Genomic DNA, 18,886 nt, shown 5'->3' with positions numbered 1-18,886 from the left:
AAACGGCCTTCGCGCATAAAATTGACGAGTTTGCGCACGAAGCGGTTCCGCCGCCGCCCCGCCGTCCGCGTCCGCTGCGGGCGCCGCCTCCGCGGGCGCCCGTTCCGTCCCGCTCGTGCTCCCGCACAAACTCCTCCAGCGCCCCCAGTTTTGCTCCCGCGCGCATCCGATACGCGTTACAATAATGGAGCATGTGGATTTCCGCTGCCGGGCACGAATCGCCGCGTTCGCCGAATCATGCTTGACATGCGGAAACGCCATAAGCGCCGTGGAATCACCGGTTTGCACGGGCTTACCGGGGACTGTATACCTACACGAGAGGAGAGGGGTATATGGCGCGTTCGTTCAAGTCCATGGACGGCAACGAGGCGGCCGCGTACGTATCGTATGCGTTCACCGAGGTTGCGGGTATCTACCCGATTACGCCGTCCAGCCCCATGGCCGACCATGTCGACCAGTGGGCAGCTCAGGGCAAGAAGAACATCTTTGGCACGAAGGTGAACGTCATCGAGATGGAGTCCGAGGCCGGCGCCGCGGGCACCGTCCACGGCTCGCTCTGCGCGGGCGCGTTGACCACCACCTACACCGCGTCTCAGGGTCTTCTGCTCATGATCCCGAACATGTACAAGATCGCAGGCGAGCACCTACCGGCCGTGTTCCACGTGTCCGCGCGTACCGTCGCCAGCCATGCGCTCAACATCTTCGGCGATCACTCCGACGTCATGGCCTGCCGCCAGACCGGCTTCGCCATGCTCGCCGAGACCAACGTCCAGGAGGTCATGGACCTCTCCGCGGTGGCGCATCTCGCCGCCATCGAGGGCAAGGTGCCGTTCCTGAACTTCTTCGACGGCTTCCGCACCTCGCATGAGATCCAGAAGGTCGCCGTGTGGGATTACGCGGATCTCGCCGAGATGTGCGACATGGACGCCGTCCAGGCCTTCCGCGACCACGCGCTCAACCCCGAGCACCCGCACAACCGCGGCACGCACGAGGACGGCGACGTCTTCTTCCAGCACCGCGAGGCCTGCAACACCGCGTACAACAACCTGCCCGCGGTGGTCGAGGACTACATGAACAAGGTGAACGAGAAGCTCGGCACGAGCTATCACCTGTTCGACTACTACGGCGCCGAGGACGCTGACCGCGTCGTCGTGTGCATGGGCTCCTTCTGCGACACCCTCGAGGAGGTCATCGACTACCTCAACGCCCAGGGCGAGAAGGTCGGCCTCGTGAAGGTGCGCCTGTACCGTCCGTGGTCCGTCGAGCACTTCGTGGCCGCGCTCCCCGAGACCGTCAAGAAGATCGCCGTGCTCGACCGCACCAAGGAGGCCGGCTCCATCGGCGAGCCGCTCTACGAGGACGTCGTCGCTGCGCTCTACGAGGCGGGCAAGACCGGCATCACCGTCGTCGGCGGCCGTTACGGCCTCGGTTCGAAGGACGAGCCGCCCGCGGCCGCGTTCTCCGTCTACGAGGAGCTCAAGAAGGACGAGCCCAAGCGCGAGTTCACCATCGGCATCGTGGACGACGTCACGAACCTCTCGCTGCCCATGGACCCGGACGCCCCGAACACCGCGGCGGAGGGCACCATCGAGTGCAAGTTCTGGGGTCTCGGCGGCGACGGCACCGTGGGCGCCAACAAGAACTCGATCAAGATTATCGGCGACCACACGGACAAGTACGTCCAGGCCTACTTCCAGTACGACTCCAAGAAGACGGGCGGCGTGACCATCTCGCACCTGCGCTTCGGCGACAAGCCCATCAAGAGCCCGTACTACATCACGAAGGCCGACTTCGTGGCGTGCCACAACCCGAGCTACATCACGAAGCACTTCAAGATCGCCCAGGGCGTGAAGCCCGGCGGCACGCTCATGATCAACTGCCAGTGGGACTTCGACGAGCTGTCGAAGCACCTCTCGGCCGCTGAGAAGCGCTACATCGCCCAGAACGACATCCAGCTCTACCTCATCAACGCCATCGACCTGGCGGTGCAGGTGGGCATGGGCAAGCGCACCAACACCATCCTCCAGTCCGCGTTCTTCACGCTCGCCGGCGTGCTGCCGCAGGAGGACGCCATCAAGTACATGAAGGACGCCGCCGAGAAGTCCTACGCCAAGAAGGGCCAGGACGTGGTCGAGGCCAACTGGAAGGCCATCGACGCCGGCGCCACCGCCTTCCAGAAGGTCGAGGTCCCGGCCGAGTGGGCCGACGCCGCCGATGAGGACGCCGCGCCCGAGCTCAAGGGTCGCCCCGAGCTCATCGCCCAGGTCAAGACCATCATGGAGCCCATCAACCGCATGGAGGGCGACGAGCTCCCCGTGTCCGCGTTCACCGGCCACGAGGACGGCCAGTTCGAGCAGGGCGCTTCCGCCTACGAGAAGCGCGGCGTGGCCGTCATGGTGCCGCATTGGGACGCCGAGAAGTGCATCCAGTGCAACCAGTGCGCCTACGTGTGCCCGCACGCCACGATCCGTCCGTTCGGCCTCACCGAGGAAGAGATCGCCGCGGCTCCCGAGGGCATGCGCACGCTCGACATCAAGATGCCGAAGGACACCGGCCTCAAGTTCACCATGGCCATCAGCCCGCTCGACTGCATGGGCTGCACCAACTGCGCGAAGGTCTGCCCGAAGGGCGCCCTCACCATGGTGCCCCAGGAGCAGGAGCTCGAGGAGCAGAAGACCTTCGATTACTGCGTCGAGCACGTCGCGCCGAAGCCCGTGCTCCAGACCGCGAACCTCAAGGGCAGCCAGTTCAAGCAGCCGCTGCTCGAGTTCTCCGGCTCCTGCGCCGGCTGCGCCGAGACCGCGTACGCGCGCCTCGTGACGCAGGTCTGCGGCGACCGCATGTTCATCGCCAACGCCACCGGTTGCTCCTCGATCTGGGGCAACCCGGCCGCGCGCTCGCCCTACACCGTCAACAAGGACGGTCACGGCCCGGCGTGGAACAACAGCCTCTTCGAGGACAACGCCGAGCACGGCCTGGGCATGTTCCTCGGCTATGAGGCGGTCCAGAACAAGATCGTCGTCGAGCTGAACAGCATGCTCGAGAGCGACAAGACCCCCGAGGCCACCAAGGAGCTCATCCAGGCCTACCTCGACGCGCGCTTCGACGCCGAGGGCTCCAAGGCCGCTGCCGCCGCGCTCATCCCTGCCCTCGAGCAGGCCGAGCAGGACGGCTGCCCGGTGGCCGGCAAGATCCTTGCCGACAAGGCCTACCTCACCAAGAAGTCCTTCTGGATCTTCGGCGGCGACGGCTGGGCGTACGACATCGGCTTCGGCGGCCTGGACCACGTCCTGGCTTCCGACCACAACGTCAACGTCTTCGTGTTCGACACCGAGGTGTACTCCAACACCGGCGGCCAGGCCTCCAAGGCGTCGAACCTCGGCCAGGTCGCGCAGTTCGCCGCGGCGGGCAAGCGCACCAAGAAGAAGAGCCTCGCCGAGATCGCGATGAGCTACGGCTACGTGTACGTGGCGCAGGTCGCCATGGGCGCGAACCCGGCCCAGACGCTCAAGGCCATCCAGGAGGCCGAGGCCTACGACGGCCCGTCCCTCATCATCGGTTACGCGCCCTGCGAGATGCACTCCATCAAGAAGGGCGGCATGCAGAACTGCCAGTCCGAGATGAAGAAGGCCGTGGACTGCGGGTACTGGAACCTCTTCCGCTTCAACCCCGCCGCCGAGGTGGGCAAGAAGTTCACCCTCGACTCCAAGGAGCCGAAGGGCGGGTACCAGGAGTTCCTCATGAACGAGGCCCGCTACGCCTCGCTGGCGCGCGTGCTGCCTGAGGACCAGGTGGAGAAGCTCTTCAAGGAGAACGAGGACGCCGCCCTGGCCCGCTACCAGCACCTGCTCAAGCTCAAGGACCTCTACGCCGAGGTCTAAGGCTTCGCGCGGACGCCGTTCCGCCTGAGCGAGAGCGCACGAAGCGCTTCGAAGGGGCTCCCGAGCGATCGGGAGCCCCTTTTCGTGTTTAGGGAGCGCGGTCTTGTGGGGATTTGGGCGCGCCGGACGGGCGGCCGGCGCGTTCGAGCCTCGATACTGTGTGGGATTTTGAAAGGGTCGAGTAGACCGGGGTTTTGGCGAGGAAAACCGCAGGAAACCCGGGCGCCGGAGGGCCGTCTACTAGGCGCGTCGAGAATCCCACACAGTATCGAGGCTCGAACCAGTTCGTAGGCGTTTCGACGTGATAAAAACCAGACAGGCTGGTTTTTATCATGAGCTCTCCGAGGTCGCGCGGACGCGGCGCGGGTCGTTGCGCGGTATGTTGGGTATAAGGCGTTTGACTGTGCAGCGACGAAAGGGAGGCACGATGGCGGAGCAGGACGAGCAGCCGATCGAGGATATCGAAGAGATCGCGGGGGCCGAGGACACGCAGCTCGTGCTCGGTGACGACGACGAGCGCGACGCGGACCTGCACGAGGAGATCCTCTCGCAGGAGACGGCGTGGAGCGGCAAGATCTTCGACGTCGAATGCCTGGAGGTGAAGCTGCCGAACGGCCGCGTGTCGCGCCGTGATGTGGTGCGCCACCACGGGGCGGTCGCGATCGTCGCGCTCACCGAATCGGGGAAGATCGCGCTCGTGCGCCAGTACCGCACCGCGCTCGACCGCGTGACGGTGGAGATCCCCGCCGGCAAGCTCGAGCCGGGCGAGGATCCGCTCGACTGCGCGAAGCGCGAGCTCAAGGAGGAGACGGGCTTCGTGCCGGGGCGCATCGCCTACCTCACCACCATCGCGAGCTCATGCGGCTTCTCCGACGAGCTCATCCATCTCTACCTGGCCACGCAGCTCTCGTTCGAGGGCGCCAACCCGGATGAGGACGAGTTCTTGAACGTCGACCTCGTGGATGTGCAGGAGCTCGTGGACGCAGTGCTCGACGGCAAGATCGAGGACGCCAAGACCGTGGTGGGCGCGCTCGCCTGCGACGTCATGGCGCACCGCCTCGCCGCGGAGGCGGCTCAGGCGTAACGGCGCGTCGCGTTCCTATTCAGCAGATTCGAACATGCCCATGCGGCGGGCGATCTCGGCGATGCCCTTGAGGGTGAGCTGCTGGTCGACCACGTCGAAGGCGTCAGTGGCATTGGCGACGAGGCCGGCGAGCCCGCCCGTCGCGATGACGCATGCCTCGGGGGCTTCGAGCTCGCGGCGTATGCGCGCGACGAGCCCCTCCACCATGGCAGCCGTGCCCAGGATCGCGCCGCTCTGCACGGCCTCGGTGGTCGTCCTGCCGATGGCGCGCTCGGGCACGTCGAGCGGGATGCTCGCGATGCGCGCGGCCCGCGCCACGAGGGCGTCCATCGAGATGCGGAGGCCCGGCGCGATCGCCCCGCCGATGTAGTAACCGTCCGCGTCCACGACATCGATGTTGGTGGCGGTGCCGAAGTCCACCACGATGGCGGGCGCGCCGTAGCATGTTTCGGCCGCGACGGCGTTCGCGATGCGGTCCGCGCCCACCTCGGCGGGGTTGGGTGCGCGGAGCTTCGTCACCTGGGCGGTGGCGCTGCCCACGGCGATCGTGCGCTCGGTGATGCGCCGCGCCGCCTGCTCCCACTCGCGCGAGAGCTGGGGCACGACGCCCGCGAAGGCCACCGTATCGATGCAATCGAGCGAAAGGCCGTACATGTGCAGGTAGCCAAGCAGACGAACGTGCAGCTCGTCGGCGGTGAACGAGCGGTCGGTGGGCATGCGCCACGCGTACGCGAGCGCGTCCCCGTCGAAGAGGCCGAGCCCGGTTTGCGTGTTGCCCATATCGATAGCGAGGAGCATGGCCCTCCTTTGCGCGAGGTGGTCAATCACGGTCATTGTATATCAGCGCCGCTGGCGGCGTGCGGGGTGAAGCGTTTCAACGCTTTGCTATACTCAGATGCGACCAAGGTGAAAGACATTACCGTATCGCATCAGATCATCATCCTGGGCAGCTAGGGGGGCGGCATGGGCAGGGTTCGGATCGTGGACGTGGCGCGCGAGGCGGGCGTCTCGCTCGGCACGGTGTCGAATGCGCTCAACCATCCGGAGCGCGTGCGGCCGGATACGCGCAAGCTCATCGAGGAGACCATCGACCGCCTGGGGTACCTGCCCAACCAGAGCGCGCGGCTGCTCGCGGGCGGGACGAACAAGGTCTTCGGCCTCATCCTGCCCTGCCTCACGCACGGCTGCAGCGTGCAGATCGCCAACGGCGCGCACAACGAGGCGCTGCGGCACGGCTACGACGTCATCGTGCTCTGTGTGAACGGCGACGAGTCGTGCGAGGGTCGCTACCTGCGGTTCTTCGCCGGTATGCAGGTGGCGGGCGTGCTCATGCAGCCCATCGCCAACCCCCGGCGCTACGAGGAGCTCGACCTGCCCATGCCGACGGTCTACCTCGGCGCGTCCGAGGCGCCCTACCACGCGCTCGCCGTCACCCCCGACTACGAGGCGCAGGGCGCCATCGTCGCGGAGCACGTGCTCGCGCGCGGCGCGGAGCGCGTCGCGGTGATCGGCATGCCGGACATCTACCAGCGCGCAGGGCGGCTCGTGGGCATCCGCGCCACGCTCGCGGCGCAGGGGGTCGAGAACGTCGAGGTCATCGAGGAGGGACGGAGCGCGGGGACGGGGGACGGTGCGCGGCTCGGCGCCCTGCTCGCGGGGCGGGACGCGGCGAGCCGGCCGGATGCGATCATCGCCCTGTCAGACGTGCTCGCGACCGGTGCCATCGAGGGCGTGCGCGCCCGGGGGCTCTCGGTGCCCGACGACATCATGGTCGCCGGGTGCGACGGCAACCCGCTCGCGTGGTCGAGCGGGGTGAGGCTCACGACCTGCTCGCCCGCCGGATACGAGCTCGGTCGCAAGGGCGTACAGCTGCTCCTGCGCTCGATCGAGGAGGCCGAGACCAAGAAGTCGGTCGTGCACGTGCATCAGGACGCCTTCGCGCTCGTGGAGCAGCGGCAAGGCGCGACGCACGAGGTCATCCGCCCGTTTTTGCTCGAGCGGGAGAGCACGGTGGGCGCGGATGCGCGCAGCGAGGGCGCGCTGGCAGGGGTGCCTGAGCTCGATATCGGGTCGTTCCTCTAGCGCGGCCGCTCCAGCGCGGGCGGTGCTCGCGGATGAGCGCGAGGTGCGGATGCGACGCGAGCCTTTCGCCCGCCGCCGGGGTGCTACCGCGCGCCCTCGCTGTTCCAGCGCTCGATCGCCGCGGGCAGCTCGTCGAGGCTCTCCAGCTGCTCCGCGCACAGCGCCTGGATCTCCGGCGTCGGCGCGACGAGGTCGGGGACGAGGAAGACCTGCATGCCCGCCGCGTGGCCGGCGCGCACGCCGTTGAAGGAATCCTCCACCACGGCGCAGCAGGCGGGGTCGACGCCGAGCTTCTCGGCCGTGACGAGGTAGATGTCGGGGTTCGGCTTGCTCGCGGGCGCCTCGGTGCCGCAGGTGCTCGCATCGAAGATGTCCATGAGGCCGAACGGCGCGAGCTCGCGCTCCGCGACGTCGCGCATCGAGGACGTGGCGAGGCCGAGCTTGAAGCCGCGAGCGGACAGGGTGCGCAGCGCCTCCTCGGCACCGGGCATGAGGTGCAGATCGGTCTCCGCGAGCTCGAACTTGATCTCGTAGTGCCGGTCGAAGGCGGCGTCGGCGCGGTCGTGGCCGCCGAGCTTGTCGCCGTAGCGCTCGATGATGACGGGGCGCGTGAGGCCGATGAACGAGTAGATCGTCTCGTCGTCGATGGTGAAGCCCATCTCGTCGGCGACGCGACGCCACGATTCCGCGCTCAGCGTTTCGGTGTCGACGAGTGTTCCATCAAGGTCGAAGAGGACGGCGGTGATCATGGCGGCTCCCGGGGTGCGATACGGTTTGGATGGTTCGGGCGACGGCGGCTGGCGCCGAGGTCGCAACAGGGATATTGTGCCAGATACGCGGCGGCGCGGGTACAAGAATCGCGTCATGATGAGCCAGATGGGCGCGCGGGAAAGGGGATGCGGTGCAGCTGAGGGATAACGCGGAGCTTGCGGGGAAGATGCGGGCGCTCGAGGAGCTGCTGCGCTCGTGGGGATCGGTGGCGATCGGCTTCTCGGGCGGCGTGGACAGCACCTTCCTCGCGGCGGTGTGCGCGCGGGTGCTCCCCGAGGCGACGCTCCTCGTCCGCCTCGAGACGCCGTTCACGACGACGCCCGAGCGCGCGGCGGCGGAGGGAGCGCTGGGCAGCGCGGGCAACGGCACTGTCCCGGAGCGGCCGGAACCCGCCGCGCTCGCCAGCCTGCCGGTGCTCGGCATTCCGTACGACGCGCTCGGCATCCCCCAGATCGCACGCAACTCCGCCGACCGCTGCTATTGGTGCAAGCGCTTCGGGTTCGAGCGGATCGTCGAGGCGGCGCGGGCGCGCGGCATCGCGGTCGTTGCGGACGGCAGCAACGCGGATGACGCCCTCGAGGACCGACCCGGCATCCGCGCCTTGCGCGAACTGGGCGTTCGGTCGCCGCTCATGGAGACGGGCTGGCGCAAGGAGGAGGAGCGCGCGCTGCTGCGCGCCTGGGGTTTCGCCCAGTGGGACATGCCCGCGGAGGCGTGCCTCGCGACACGCGTGCGTCGCGGCGAGCCCATCACGGCCGAGAAGCTCGGCATCGTGCGCGCCTGCGAGGACCTGCTGCACCAGCACGGGTTCCGCTCCGTCCGCGCGCGCCTGGGCGCGGGGGAGATGCGGCTGGAGTTCAAGGAGGACGAACTCGCGTGCAAGCGCGACCAGCTTACGAGCGAGCTCCGCGCCGAGCTCGAGCGCCTTGCCGGCTGCCCCGTCGCGTGGTAGGAAGGACATCGCTTGTTGCAAGCGCGTGTGGCGTAATCAGCATGCAGGGTATAGTTATTTCAAAGCGAGGGAAGCGGAAGGGGAGCTATGCCAACCATCAGTCTGTTTTTCGGCATTGTCATATCCATGTATGCGGGCGATCATCCTGCGCCGCATTTCCATGCGAGGTATGGGGAGCACTAAGCTGTTTATGATTTCGATGGCAACAGGCTCGAAGGGTTTATGCCCAGGAAGCAAGAGCGTCTCATTCAGGCATGGGTTGAGATTCATTCCGAGGATTTGAGGGCCAACTGGGATTTGGCTGAGAGCGGGCACAATCCCATGAAGATCGATCCTTTGCGTTAGGAGCTGGCAATGAACGTTGACGTTAGATCCTTGCCATTCCCGATCAATGTCATCTCCGTTTCTCCGCTTGACGGGTATAGGCTTGCGCTTGAGTTCGAAGTTGGTAAGGAACGCAAGCGTTCAAGTGGCATATTTGATATGAGCGGATATCTCGGATGGCCAGCGTTTCAGGCGCTCGCAGATGAAAATGAGTTCAAAAAGGTGTACACAGACGGCTTCACTGCTTGTTGGCCGGGCGATATCGATATCGCGCCTGAGCGTCTGTACACCGATTGCGAAAGCGTGGCGTGACGAGCTCACTTGTAATGTGATATACAGGCTTTGAATTGCATGTAAATCGTGGCTGGGGCAGAGGGATTCGAACCCCCGTAACCGGCACCAAAAACCGGGGTCCTGCCGCTGGACGATGCCCCAACGAACCACATGCCGACGCCGCGGGAAAGCCGCGCGTCAGCGCACTAAGTGTACCTAATCGCTCAATGCATCGCAAACGCCGTCGAGCAGCAGGATCGCGAGCGCCTGCGAATCGCTCGAGGTGAACGACCCGTAATGCGTGATCCCCGTGAGCTCGAAGCGCAGCACGGCGGGCTTGTCCGATGCGGCGGCGAGCGCGGTGCGGATGCGCTGCGAGATGTTCGGCGCGTCCGCCAGGACGATGGTCGCGCGCGGCGCGGCGTCCGTGGGAAGCGGTGAGGCGGCGATTTCGAAGATGACGTCGACGTCCTCGGGCGCCTCGCTGTCGCAGAGCACCATGCCGCTGCGGTCGGTGGTGGCCGTGGCGATGTTCCACATGCGCGACGCCACGTTGCGCGCGATGGGATCCTGGCCGATCACGGCGATGCGCGTGTGCTCGAGCACGCTCGCGGCGCGCGCGAAGCCCGTGCGGTTCTCCGTGTCGCTCACCGTGGGCTTGCCCTCCCAGATGTGGTGGAGGCGGTTGATGTAGCTGTAGGTGTCCTGGAACGCCATGCCGTCGGCAAAGAGCCCGACGTTCTCCTGGAACTGTTGGAGCGCCGCCTCGGTGTGCGGCCCGAAGACGCCGTCCGCCTTGCCGCACGAGAAGCCAAGGATATTGAGGGCGTGCTGCAGCTCCATAACGTCGGCGCCGTGGAAATTCGGGAGGCGCAGGTACAGCGTGCGGTCGCCGAGCTTATACGATGCGTCCACGAGCCGGCTCCAGCACTCGGTGTCCACGTCGGAGCCCGCCTCGAGCGACTCGTTCCTGCGGAATTCGGCGACGGCAGAGGCCGTGGCGGGGCCGAACTGCCGGGCATTGAGCTCGGTCGCGTCGATGGAATAGCCGAGCCCGACCAAGCGAGCCTGCACGTCCTCGACGGCCGGCCCCTGCATCCCGGTGGTGATTGGTTCCATGCTGCCTCTTTCTAGCGTCTGCATACCCCTTATAGTCTAGCAAGTTTGCGCGCCCCGCGCCCGATGGGGCGGCGCGCCCCGCTGCGTGGCGGCTTTTTCCTCGGTAAACCCACGTGCAACGTGCGGTCGAGACCGCGTGGTGCGCTCCTGAGGCCCCGTCGCAGCGCATATCAGCTGTCCTCCGATGAACAAACGACGCGAAACGAGCGGTTTATGAGGGGGTGGGCAAGTAGCCGCCAAAACGGCAACTCAACTAGCTGCGGTTTTGTTGGCGCGCACCCCCTTGCTACTCGAGGGGGTACCGATAAACCGTTCGTTTCGCTCACTTTGTGTTTGGGCGGGGACAAACGCAGCCGCGAACGCGCGCAAAATCGCGTTCGCGCTCCGCGCGTAGACGAAATCTCGACATCTTTTTGTCACCATGGGTCGTGACGCGAAGGGAGAACGCCATGCCAAGCGAGACGGATGCGAAGCTGCTGCTCATCGTCGACGACGAGCCTGCCATCGTGAACATGCTCGACGAGTATTTCCAGATGGAGGGCTATGCGACCGCCTGCGCGACGGACGCGGAGGGCGCGCTCGCGGAGGTGCGGCGCGTGCTCGAGCGCGGACGCGGCGTGGACCTGGCGCTGCTCGACGTCAACATGCCCGGCATGGACGGCTTCGGGCTGTGCCGCCGCCTGCGCGAGGTGCTCAGCTGCCCCATCATCTTCCTCACGGCGCGCATCGAGGACGCCGACCAGCTGGACGGCTTCAGTGCCGGCGCCGACGATTACGTGCTCAAGCCGTTTTCGCTCGCGGTGCTCGGTGGGCGCGTGCGGGCGCATCTTGCGCGCGAGGCCCGGCGCGACGGCGGGACGGCCTCGCGCAGCGTCTCCGTGCTCTCGGACATCACGATCGATTATGCCAAGCGCACGGTCGAGGTGCGGACGCAGCCGGCGGCGGGTGAGGGGCCGGGCGCGACGGCCGGCGGGCGCGCTAGCGTGCGGGTCGACCTCACGCGCACCGAGTTCGACATCATCGCGCTGCTGAGCAAGCACCCGGGGCGCGTGTACGACCGGGCGTTCATCTACGAGCGGGTTTGGGCGTGGGACGCGACGGGCGACCCATCCATCGTGCGCGAACACGTGCGGAGGATCCGCAACAAGTTCGAGGCGGCCGGCGCGCGGCACGAGGTGATCGAGACGGTTTGGGGCGTGGGGTACCGATGGGCGGCACGATGATGGAACGGCGGCGCGGCGCGGACGGGGGAGCGGGCGGCGCTGCGGGTACCGGCGGACGTCCCGGCCGGGCGTGGTCGCGCGTGAAGGCATGGTTCCGGAACCCCACCATCATGCGGGCGTTCTTCGGCTATGCGCTCGTGTGGCTCGTGGCAGCGAGCGCGGTGGCGCTCGTGGCCATCGACGCGCTCATGGAGGTGTACTACCGGGTCTCGGAGGAGCACCGGGCGGAGCACGCCGAGGTCAATGCGGGGCCGTACCTCTATGATGCCGCGACCGACGAGCTGCTGCGGGCGACCCCCGTCTACCTCGAGGATTCGTACGACCATATCGTATTCGTCGCCTTCGTCCACGCCGCGCGGGACGAGGCGGAGGACAGCATCGTTGCGGGCGGGTGGGACCGCGACATGCGCGTCGTGGACGCGACGATGGGGCTCTTGCGGAGCGACCTGTCGTACCGCGTGTCCGATTGGGGCGGCAACTACACCGAGGAGCAGTACCGGGCGACGGGCGGCGAGCCGTACGACCCGGATGCGACGATCCCGGTGGACGAGCTGCCCGCCTACGATGCCCGCGAGCGCGCCGCGCGCCTGCCGACGGTCGATGCGTTCGGGGCGGGCGACTTCGGGGAGGACGTGCTGCTCTCGAACGTCGCGTACTACGTGGCGCTCGACGAGGCGAGCTACCTCACGTGGCTCGATTGGGCGCTGCGGCTCACGGCTGGCATCGGGGTGCCCGTCCTGGCGTACGGCGGCCTGGCGATCCTGCTCTTCCGCAGGTTCTACCGGCGCTATATCGGCGGGCCGCTCGCGGAGCTGGGCGGGGCGGCGGAGCGCATCGCCGCGCGCGACCTCGATTTCCAGATCGAGCCGGTGCGCGGGCGCGAGCTGGGCGGGCTCGCGGCGGCCATGGAGCGCATGCGCGCCGCGCTGCTGGAATCCCAGCGGGAGCTCTGGCGCACGGCGGAGGATCGGCGCCGGCTGAACGCAGCGTTCGCCCACGACCTGCGCACGCCCGTGACGGTGCTCAAGGGCACGGTCGAGCTGGCGAGCGTGTGGGCGCGCGGGGAGGAATCGCCCGCCGGGGTCGAGGGTTCGCTCGCGGTCATCTCCGAGCAAGTCGAGCGGCTCGAGCGCTACGCGGCGGCGATGGCGCGCGTGACGAAGCTCGAGGATCGCGCCGTCAACCGCGCTCCCATCAAGCCCGCGGATGCGGTCGATGCCATCGAGCGCCAGGCCACAGCCTACGTCGCGGCGAACGGCGCCGCGTGCGGGCTGCGCTTCGCGGTGGGCGATAGCCTGCGGGCGCGGTCGCGCGAGAACGGCGGGGCGCCGCTTGAGCTCGATATGCAGGTCGTCGAAGAGGTGCTGGGCAACGTCCTCTCCAATGCCTGCGGGCACGCGAGCGCGCTCGTCACGGTCGGGCTCGACCTCGCGCCCGGCGGCGATGCGGTGCGCGACGCAGCGCCCACGCTCGCTGTCACCGTGACGGACGACGGCCCCGGCTTCTCCGCCGAGGCGCTCCATCACGGGTGCGACGCCTTCTTCAGCGAGCAGAAGTCGGCCGAGCACTTCGGCCTGGGGCTCAATGTGGCGCGCGTGCTCGCGCGGCTCCATGGCGGCGAGGTCGCCCTCGCGAACGCTCCCGAGGGCGGTGCCCGGGTGACGGTGACCTTCGCCGCGTGACGGCAGCGCTCTTGACGCGGGGCTTACCGAGGGCGAACACGCGGCAGATACGATGGATGGGGGTTTGCGATGCCACAGATGCCACAGGGAGATGCGATGACAGATGAGGTTTCGGCGGTCGCGCGCGTTGCCGGCGCGGCCTGCGCCGTCGCGATCGTCGCGGCGCTGGCAGCGGCCTGCTGGCGCTACCTGCCCGGCATCTACGCCTGGCTCACCGACCCGGCGGCGGTGCACGCCCTCGTCGCCGAGCATGCGGTGCTGAGCCGGCTCGCCCTCGTGGGCATCAACGCGCTGCAGGTGGTGCTCGCGTTCTTGCCGGGAGAGCCCGTCGAGCTCGCGAGCGGCTACGCGTTCGGCCTCGTCGAGGGCACGGTGCTCTGCCTTATCGCCTCGGTCATCGCCTCGAGCGCCATCTATTTCGCGGTGCGGCGCTGGGGCTGGCGGCTCGTGGGGAGGTTCTTCGACCGCGCGCAGCTCGAGCGCTATGCGTGGATTCGTGACACGCGCCGACTCGAGCTCGTGATGCTCGCAGTGTTCCTCATCCCCGGCATGCCGAAGGATTTCCTCACCTATTTCGCCGGGCTCACCAAGATGCGCTTCGGGGCGGTGCTCGCGATCACCACGCTCGGCCGCCTGCCCTCGGTCGTGACCTCGACGGTCGCGGCGTCGGCGCTCGGCGCGGGCGATTACGCCCTGGCGATCGCATCGGTGCTGGTAGCGGGCGCGCTCATCCTCGTCGGCGGCATCCTGTACCGCCGCCTCGAGCTCTGCGCCAAGAAATGACAAAATCCAGACAGGCTGGTTTTTATCATCCGGCACCGCGTCCAAGATGATAAAAACCAGCCTGTCTGGATTTTATCAGTTTGGAATGTATCATCCGCTAGCTCGCGCGGCTGAGGAAGAAATCGGCCATGTCGAGCAGGAGCGCGCGGCACCCCTCGTCGAGCTCGATGCCGGCGAGCGTGGTCTTCGCGCGGGCGATGAGCTGCTCCGCCACGTCGTGGGCGTAGGCGATCGACCCCGTCTCCTCGAAGAGCTCGACGGCGCGCGCGAGCACCGCCGGGTCGCTCGACCCGGAGCGCAGGATGGCCTCGACCTCGTCGTGCGCCGCGGGGTCGGCGAGCGCGTGCACGGCCACGAGCGTTCGCTTGCCCTCGGTGATGTCGGTGCGGAAATCCTTGGCGGTGTCGCTCCCCACGAGGTTGATGAGGTCGTCCTGGATCTGGAAGGCGAGCCCGGTGTCGAGTCCGAACGAGCGCAGCGCCTCGACCTGCGCCTCGCTGCCGCCGCCGATGATCGCGCCCGCGGAGAGCGGCACGGCGCCGCTGTAGTGCGCGGTCTTGAGCGTGGCCATGCGCAGGTAGTCGTCGACGCCGAGGTCGAAGCGCTCGTCGCGCACCCAGCCCAGGTCGAGCGCCTGGCCCTCGATGGTGCGCATCGTCATGGCGGTGAGCTCACGCATCACGCGCACGCGCGTGGCATCGTCGAGCACGGGGTCGTTCAGCACGGCCTCCGTGACGAGCGTGAGGTCGAGGTCGCCGCAGTTGATGGCGAGCCCCACGCCCTCGGTGAGGTAGAGGCACGGCTTCCCGCGGCGGAGCTGCCCGTTGTCGGCGATGTCGTCGTGGATGAGGGCCGCGCTCTGGAAGTGCTCGATGGCCGCCGCGCAGCTCCGGGCGCGCGCGGGGTCGCCGCCCACGGCGCGGCAGGCGATGAGGCAGATGAGGGGACGATGCCGCTTGCCGCCGTTCTCGGAGAAGGCGCGCAGGGGCGCGTAGAGGAAGCGGTCGAGGTCGTCCCCCGCAGGGCAGCCGGTGCGCTCCTCGCCGAAGAACGACGCGAGGTACCCGTCCAGGTCGGTGTGGTGCTCGGCGAGGTATGCGGCGAAGGCGTTGGGCATGGGGCTTCTCGTTTCGGTTGGCGATTCGTTTCGGGCGCGCTACGCGGCTTCGAAGCCGTCAGGGTTCTTGGACTGCCAGTTCCAGGAGTCGCGGCACATGTCGTTGATGTCGAACTCGGCCTTCCACCCCAGCTCCTGCTCGGCCTTGGTCGCGTCGCACCAGTTCGCAGCGATGTCGCCCTCGCGGCGCGGGCAGATCTTGTAGGGGATCTCGTGGCCGCAGGCGCGCTCGAACGCGTGGATCACGTCGAGCACCGAGGAACCGGTGCCGGTGCCCAGGTTGAAGATGCCCACCTCGGAGCGGCCGTTCATCCACTCGAGCGCCGACACGTGCCCGCGCGCGAGGTCGACCACGTGGATGTAGTCGCGCACGCCGGTGCCGTCGGGGGTGGGGTAGTCGTCGCCGAAGACCTGCACGAACGGGCGCTTGCCCACGGCCACCTGCGCCACATAGGGCACGAGGTTGTTCGGGATGCCCTTCGGGTCCTCGCCGATGAGGCCGGAGGGGTGCGCGCCGATGGGGTTGAAGTAGCGCAGCAGCACGACGTTCCACTCCGGGTCGGCCGTGTGCAGGTCCATGAGGATCTGCTCGATCATCCACTTCGTCCACCCGTAGGGGTTCGTGGCGGGCTTCTTGGGGTCGAGCTCGGTCACGGGCGGGTTGTCCGGGTCGCCGTAGACGGTCGAGGAGCTCGAGAAGATGATGTCCTTGCAGCCGTGGTCGCGCATGCAGGCGCACAGCGTGAGCGTGTTGCCGATGTTGTTGTGGTAGTACTCGAGCGGCTTGCTCACGCTCTCGCCCACCGCCTTGTAACCGGCGAAGTGGATGACGCGGTCGGGGTGCTCGGCCTCGAAGACGGCGTCGAGCGCAGCGCGGTCGTTGACGTCCACCTCGTAGAAGGCGAGGTTCTGCGCGGCGTCTTCGCCCACGATTTGGCGCACGCGGTCGAGGGCGACGGGGCTCGCGTTGTAGAGGTTGTCCACCACCACGACGCGATAGCCGCGCTGGAGCAGCTCGACGCACGTGTGCGATCCGATGAATCCGGCGCCCCCGGTAACGAGGACGCATGTATCTTGCGGTGTCAGTGCCTGTGCCATGGGTGACTCCTCACGTCGAATGCTGCCGCGCCGGCTGGGGCGCGCGGTGCCGGGCGTCGGTGCGCGCGGGCGGGCCCCGCCCCGTTCGCTCACCGCATCGGCGTCACTCAAAGTATAGCGTCGCCGCCCGCGGGGGTGCCGTGCCGTTTGCGCGATTATTCGACGATGTGGGCGGACATCCCCGCGCGGTGCGGTATCCTTATGGGCAGGTTGAGCATACACACAGAGATCAAACGGAGCACGTATGTCACACCGCAGCGATTTTCCCGGGGGAACCCCTATCCCTTCCGATACCCGCAACACCGCCCCTGCCGCCCCGAGCGGCTGCACGCGCCGCGACGCCATCAAGATGACGCTCGCCGCCGCGGGCCTCGCCACGCTGTTCGCGAGCCCCATCACCGCGCGCGCGACGCCGCAGGCCTCGCAGGAGACGCTCGACGCGCTCGATGACGCGCAGACGCGCCTCGACGAGGTCCAGGCGCAGCTCGACGACCTCTCCGCGCAGTACCAGGAGCTCAGCAAGAAGCAGGACGAGACCATCTCGCAGATCGAGGACGTCACGGCGCAGATCGAGGCAACCGAGGCCGAGATCGCCGAGCAGGAGGAGCAGCTCGCCGCGAAGCAGGAGGTGCTCTCCGAGCGCGTCGCGGCAAGCTACAAGAACGGCGGCAACGAGACGCTTTCCATCCTGCTTTCGGCGATGACGTTCGACGAGCTCATCTCGAACGCGTACTACGTCGAGAAGATCAACGAGGCGGACCGCGAGGTCATCGCCGAGATCGAGGAGATCCGCACGCAGCTCGAGCAGAAGCGGCAGAGCCTCGAGGACCAGAAGGCCGAGCTCGAGGAGCTCAAGGCCGCCCAGGCCGAGCAGCTCTCAGAGATGCAGCAGAAGCAGCAGGAGACCCAGGAGATCCTGAACGGCCTCGACGACGAGGTGAAGCAGCTCATCGCGAAGCGCGACGAGGAGATCCTCGCGGCCGCGCAGGCGGAGGCCGAGGCCGAGCGCCGGCGGCAGGAGGCCATGGCCGGCGGCGGCTCGAGCACGCCGCCCGTCCTGCCCGCGGCGGGAAGCGGCCAAGATTACTCGGCGGCGAGCTCCGCGCAGAAGCGCGTGGTCGATTCGTGCTACTACACCGCGTCGCCCGGCTTGGGCTGGTGCGCGGCGTGGGTGAGCTACGTGTTCTCGAACGCCGGCATCGGATCGGTGTGGGGCAACGCGTGCGATATGTACAACATGTACTGCACGAGCTCGGATAAATCCGCGCTGCAGGTGGGCATGATCATCGCCGTGTCGACGCACAACCTCACCTCGGCGGGGCGCATCTACGGGCACGTGGGCATCTACATCGGCGACGACAAGGTCATGCACAACGTCGGGCCCATCGCCACGTACGGCCTCGACCAGTGGATCAACACGTACGGCACGACGGTCACGCCGCGCTGGGGCTGGGCGCTGGGCAAGGACCTCTCGCAGATGAGCTAGCGCGGGGCACGGTGGCCGCGGCGGGGCGCGCGAGCTCGCGCCGGCGGCCGTCCCGGTACGCCGCCCGCGTCGCAGACGCTCTCGCGTCGCCCTTACCGCTGCGCGCCGCGCTGCTCCACGAGCTGCTCGACCAGGCGCGTGATCTCGGCGAGCTGCTGCTCCATGTCGTTGATCTGCTGCTCGAGCTCGCGGATGCGCCGGCGGTTACTCTTGATGCCCTCGCGGTTCACGCGCGACTGCTCCTCCACGGGGTCGGGCATGCTCAGGCGGTGCTGCTTCGCCTCGAACGATTCCTCCACGATGCGGCAGCCGTTGCGGCGCACGATGCGCCCGGGCACGCCCACGACGGTGCAGTTGTCGGGCACGTCCTTCACCACCACCGAGTTGCCGCCCACCTTGACGTTGTCGCCGAGGTGGATGTTGCCGAGCACCTTCGCCCCGGCGCCCACGGTGACGTTGTTGCCCAGCGTGGGATGCCGCTTGCCGCACTCCTTGCCCGTGCCGCCGAGCGTGACGCCCTGGTAGAGCACGCAATCGTCGCCCACGACGGTGGTCTCGCCGATGACGACGCCCATGGCATGGTCGATGAAGAAGCGCCTGCCCAGCTGCGCCGCCGGGTGGATTTCGACGCCGGTGAAGAAGCGCGTCACCTGGCTCAGCACGCGCGCAGGGCCGTGCGCGCCGTGCTCCCACAGCCAGTGCTCGGGCGTGTGCATCCATTTGGCGTGCAGGCCGGGATAGGAGAGCGCGATGACGAACCCGCTCTGAGCTGCGGGATCGTGTGTCTTCACGGTGGCTATGTCCTCGCAGACGGTGGTGATGAAGCTCATGGTTACTCCTTTGGAGCGTGTGCGGGCGCGCGGGCGGCGGCGCACCGCTGCGATGCGCATAAGTATAGCGAATTGGTAGGATTATAGGCGCAGGAATGCCTCGATGCGACGGAATGTCCGCTCGGTCGGGGGTCGCGCAGGCGGCTCGCAACCCAAAGTGAGCGAAACGAGCGGTTTATAC

15 protein-coding genes, 1 tRNA gene and 1 pseudogene are annotated in these 18,886 nt (G+C 67.6%); 10 read left to right on the top strand and 7 right to left on the bottom strand.

Annotated elements, in window-relative coordinates:
- The first annotated feature begins 332 nt into the window (after positions 1 to 332).
- Positions 333 to 3,881: a pyruvate:ferredoxin (flavodoxin) oxidoreductase gene (nifJ, locus tag BN423_RS09080; protein ID WP_019239939.1), complete on the top strand. Its 3,549-nt coding sequence runs from the start codon at positions 333 to 335 to the stop codon at positions 3,879 to 3,881.
- Between the two features lie 427 nt (positions 3,882 to 4,308).
- Positions 4,309 to 4,965, top strand: coding sequence for an NUDIX domain-containing protein (locus tag BN423_RS09075; protein ID WP_019239938.1), 657 nt, complete (start codon positions 4,309 to 4,311; stop codon positions 4,963 to 4,965).
- A gap of 15 nt (positions 4,966 to 4,980) precedes the next feature.
- On the opposite strand, the gene BN423_RS09070 is transcribed toward BN423_RS09075, so the two are convergent.
- Positions 4,981 to 5,763 (bottom strand): type III pantothenate kinase, encoded by a 783-nt coding sequence (locus BN423_RS09070; RefSeq protein ID WP_019239937.1) that lies wholly within the window; start codon positions 5,761 to 5,763, stop codon positions 4,981 to 4,983.
- Between the two features lie 165 nt (positions 5,764 to 5,928).
- On the opposite strand from BN423_RS09070, the gene BN423_RS09065 reads away from it, so the two are divergent.
- The gene (locus tag BN423_RS09065; protein WP_019239936.1) at positions 5,929 to 7,047 is read left to right on the top strand and encodes a LacI family DNA-binding transcriptional regulator; all 1,119 of its coding nucleotides are present in this window, start codon (positions 5,929 to 5,931) and stop codon (positions 7,045 to 7,047) included.
- Between the two features lie 83 nt (positions 7,048 to 7,130).
- On the opposite strand, the gene BN423_RS09060 is transcribed toward BN423_RS09065, so the two are convergent.
- Complete coding sequence (locus tag BN423_RS09060; protein WP_019239935.1) at positions 7,131 to 7,796, bottom strand: HAD family hydrolase; 666 nt, start codon at positions 7,794 to 7,796, stop codon at positions 7,131 to 7,133.
- A gap of 152 nt (positions 7,797 to 7,948) precedes the next feature.
- Here BN423_RS09060 and BN423_RS09055 point away from each other — a divergent pair, with 152 nt between their 5' ends.
- The 3 genes and pseudogenes from BN423_RS09055 to BN423_RS09050 all read left to right on the top strand — a co-directional run bounded on the left by BN423_RS09055 (position 7,949) and on the right by BN423_RS09050 (position 9,406).
- Positions 7,949 to 8,770: an ATP-dependent sacrificial sulfur transferase LarE gene (locus tag BN423_RS09055; RefSeq protein ID WP_019239934.1), complete on the top strand. Its 822-nt coding sequence runs from the start codon at positions 7,949 to 7,951 to the stop codon at positions 8,768 to 8,770.
- Between the two features lie 87 nt (positions 8,771 to 8,857).
- Positions 8,858 to 9,115 (top strand): annotated as a pseudogene (locus BN423_RS11940) (DUF4160 domain-containing protein).
- Between the two features lie 9 nt (positions 9,116 to 9,124).
- Entirely contained in the window at positions 9,125 to 9,406 is a 282-nt protein-coding gene (locus BN423_RS09050; RefSeq protein ID WP_019239933.1) for a DUF2442 domain-containing protein, read from the top strand.
- Between the two features lie 49 nt (positions 9,407 to 9,455).
- Here BN423_RS09050 and BN423_RS09045 read toward each other — a convergent pair.
- Both BN423_RS09045 and BN423_RS09040 read right to left on the bottom strand, forming a co-directional pair.
- A tRNA-Gln gene (locus tag BN423_RS09045) sits at positions 9,456 to 9,529 on the bottom strand.
- Between the two features lie 54 nt (positions 9,530 to 9,583).
- Positions 9,584 to 10,486 carry a peptidoglycan-binding domain-containing protein gene (locus BN423_RS09040; protein ID WP_026089066.1) on the bottom strand — a complete coding sequence of 301 codons (903 nt, stop codon included), beginning with the start codon at positions 10,484 to 10,486 and terminating at the stop codon, positions 9,584 to 9,586.
- A gap of 449 nt (positions 10,487 to 10,935) precedes the next feature.
- Here BN423_RS09040 and BN423_RS09035 point away from each other — a divergent pair, with 449 nt between their 5' ends.
- The 3 genes from BN423_RS09035 to BN423_RS09025 all read left to right on the top strand — a co-directional run bounded on the left by BN423_RS09035 (position 10,936) and on the right by BN423_RS09025 (position 14,174).
- Entirely contained in the window at positions 10,936 to 11,709 is a 774-nt protein-coding gene (locus BN423_RS09035; RefSeq protein ID WP_019239931.1) for a response regulator transcription factor, read from the top strand.
- Positions 11,694 to 13,391 (top strand): HAMP domain-containing sensor histidine kinase, encoded by a 1,698-nt coding sequence (locus BN423_RS09030; RefSeq protein WP_019239930.1) that lies wholly within the window; start codon positions 11,694 to 11,696, stop codon positions 13,389 to 13,391. Before BN423_RS09035 ends, BN423_RS09030 begins: the two co-directional genes overlap by 16 nt.
- A gap of 96 nt (positions 13,392 to 13,487) precedes the next feature.
- Entirely contained in the window at positions 13,488 to 14,174 is a 687-nt protein-coding gene (locus BN423_RS09025; RefSeq protein ID WP_019239929.1) for a TVP38/TMEM64 family protein, read from the top strand.
- Positions 14,175 to 14,271: 97 nt separating this feature from the next.
- Here the strand turns inward: BN423_RS09025 and BN423_RS09020 are convergent, their stop codons facing one another.
- Positions 14,272 to 15,291 carry a polyprenyl synthetase family protein gene (locus tag BN423_RS09020; protein ID WP_019239928.1) on the bottom strand — a complete coding sequence of 340 codons (1,020 nt, stop codon included), beginning with the start codon at positions 15,289 to 15,291 and terminating at the stop codon, positions 14,272 to 14,274.
- A 39-nt stretch (positions 15,292 to 15,330) separates the two neighbouring features.
- Positions 15,331 to 16,389, bottom strand: a complete 1,059-nt coding sequence (galE, locus tag BN423_RS09015; RefSeq protein WP_019239927.1) for a UDP-glucose 4-epimerase GalE — start codon at positions 16,387 to 16,389, stop codon at positions 15,331 to 15,333.
- 244 nt (positions 16,390 to 16,633) lie between these two features.
- Between galE and BN423_RS09010 the strand changes: the two genes are divergently transcribed.
- Entirely contained in the window at positions 16,634 to 17,875 is a 1,242-nt protein-coding gene (locus BN423_RS09010) for a coiled-coil domain-containing protein (RefSeq protein ID WP_019239926.1), read from the top strand.
- A 92-nt stretch (positions 17,876 to 17,967) separates the two neighbouring features.
- On the opposite strand, the gene cysE is transcribed toward BN423_RS09010, so the two are convergent.
- Entirely contained in the window at positions 17,968 to 18,705 is a 738-nt protein-coding gene (cysE, locus tag BN423_RS09005) for a serine O-acetyltransferase (RefSeq protein ID WP_019239925.1), read from the bottom strand.
- Positions 18,706 to 18,886: the final 181 nt, after the last annotated feature.

Origin of the sequence: Enorma timonensis, assembly GCF_000321165.1 — a bacterium.
Taxonomy (GTDB): Bacteria; Actinomycetota; Coriobacteriia; order Coriobacteriales; family Coriobacteriaceae; genus Enorma.
Note: the sequence above shows the minus strand (reverse complement) of the source record. Positions and strands in the feature narration are given on the sequence as shown.